Origin of the sequence: Micromonospora sp. (assembly GCF_048594385.1) — a bacterium.
Classification (GTDB): domain Bacteria; phylum Actinomycetota; class Actinomycetes; order Mycobacteriales; family Micromonosporaceae; genus Micromonospora; species Micromonospora wenchangensis.
This window is the reverse complement of sequence record NZ_JBMDWU010000334.1, coordinates 1-1,786: the sequence shown is the minus strand read 5'-3', so window position 1 is coordinate 1,786 and position 1,786 is coordinate 1. Positions and strand designations below refer to the sequence as shown.

Annotated in this window: 2 protein-coding genes and 1 pseudogene; all 3 read left to right on the top strand. The window is 73.8% G+C overall.

The window, feature by feature from the left end:
* Positions 1–524 (top strand): annotated as a pseudogene (locus tag ACOJTC_RS17850) (DNA polymerase III subunit gamma and tau); the annotation flags it as partial.
* Positions 525–633: 109 nt separating this feature from the next.
* Positions 634–942, top strand: a complete 309-nt coding sequence (locus ACOJTC_RS17845; RefSeq protein ID WP_067309858.1) for a YbaB/EbfC family nucleoid-associated protein — start codon at positions 634–636, stop codon at positions 940–942.
* Positions 943–949: 7 nt separating this feature from the next.
* The gene (recR, locus tag ACOJTC_RS17840) at positions 950–1,543 is read left to right on the top strand and encodes a recombination mediator RecR (protein ID WP_088647762.1); all 594 of its coding nucleotides are present in this window, start codon (positions 950–952) and stop codon (positions 1,541–1,543) included.
* The last annotated feature ends 243 nt before the right edge of the window (positions 1,544–1,786 follow it).

The following is a 1,786-nucleotide window of genomic DNA, read 5'->3' as shown; positions in this document are numbered from 1 at the left end:
CGACGACGGCCGGCGGTTCGGCGCAGGCAACGGGCGCGCAGGCCGGGCCCGGCACGGCGGGGGCATCCGGAGCACGGGCGGTGGCACCGGCGGCTGCGCGTGCCGGCGGGACGGCGACTGCCGTACCCAGGCCGGCGGGGCAGGCGACGGCCCCGGCGCAGACCGGTGCGACCGCCCCCGGCGCGGCCCCGGTGAGCAGCGCGATCGCGGCGGCGCGGGCGGCTGCGGCGGCGGCAGCGGCCGGCACCGCCAAGGGGCCACGGTCCGCCCAGCCGGCGCGCCGGCTGGCGGACGCCGCCTGGGCCGGTGAGCCGCCGTACGACCCGGACTACGACGGGCCGGGGCGTGCCGGTGGACGTTCACAGCCGGCGGCCCCGGCCTACGAGGGCTTCGACCCGGGTGACGAACCGCTGGACGAGGTGATCGACGAGCGGACCGCCCGGCAGTCGAGCGAGGAGCAGGCGGTGCAGTTGCTCCGGGAGGCGTTCGGGGCCGAGAAGATCGACGAGGTGGACGCGCGCTGACCCGCCGTCGCCCGGACCGGAGACACCGGCCGTGCCCGACTAGGCTGGGCGCGGCCGAGCAGACGAGTGCGAGAAGGAGCCATCCGTGCGCCCAGGTGGACAGCCGAACATGCAGCAGATGCTGAAGCAGGCGCAGAAGATGCAGCAGCAGATCGCCAAGGCGCAGGCCGAGCTGGCCGAGGCCGAGCTGACCGGCACCGCCGGCGGCGGTCTCGTCACCGCGACCGTGTCCGGCTCCGGCGAGATCAAGAGCATCAGGATCGACCCGAAGGCGGTCGACCCGGAGGACGTCGAGACCTTGGAGGACCTGGTCGTCGCGGCCCTGCACAACGCCGCCGAGGCGGCCAAGGAGCTGACCGACCAGAAGATGGGCCCGGTCGCCGGCGGCATGGGCGGCCTCGGCCTGCCCGGATTCTGACCCGCAGATGTACGAGGGTGCCATCCAGGACCTGATCGACGAGTTGGGGCGGCTGCCGGGCGTCGGCCCGAAGAGCGCCCAGCGGATCGCCTTCCACGTCCTGTCGGCGGACCCGGCCGACGTCACCCGGCTGGCCGGTGCGCTGCGCAAGGTCAAGGACCTGGTCCGGTTCTGCACCACCTGCTTCAACGTCGCCGAGTCGGAGCAGTGCCGGATCTGCCGCGACCCGCGCCGCACCGACGAGGTGATCTGCGTGGTCGAGGAACCCAAGGACGTGGTGGCGATCGAGCGGACCGGTGAGTTCCGGGGCCGCTACCACGTGCTCGGCGGGGCGATCAATCCGCTGGAGGGGATCGGCCCGGACAACCTGCGTATCCGCGAGCTGATGAGCCGGCTCAGCGCGGGGACGATCCGCGAGCTGATCCTCGCCACCGACCCGAACACCGAGGGCGAGGCGACGGCGACGTACCTGGCGCTGATGGTCAAGCCGATGGGTATCGCGGTCACCCGCCTGGCCAGCGGCCTGCCGGTCGGCGGCGACCTGGAGTACGCCGACGAGATCACCCTGGGTCGGGCCTTCGAGGGCCGCCGCGCGGTCTGACCCTCGCCGATCACCGGCCCGGCCGGTGGAGACACGCCGATGGCCGGCACCCCGGGTGGGGTGCCGGCCATCGGGTCGTATGGGGGTCAGCTGTTCCAGTGCTGGGCGACGAGGTCGGCGGCCTGGGTCTCCCACTGGGCGTAGTGGTCGGGGTAGGCGGAGACCTGGACGGTCTGGGCGGCCTTGGTCAGGGGCATGTCCTGCCAGCCGTCGACCTGCTTGAGGCCCTTGAGGAAGGCCAGG

Bases quoted from the DNA above. Each gene is read 5' to 3' on its own strand.
- ACOJTC_RS17845 (WP_067309858.1), top strand. From the start codon at position 634: ATGCAGCAGATGCTGAAGCAGGCGCAGAAGATGCAGCAGCAGATCGCC.
- recR (WP_088647762.1), top strand. From the start codon at position 950: ATGTACGAGGGTGCCATCCAGGACCTGATCGACGAGTTGGGGCGGCTG.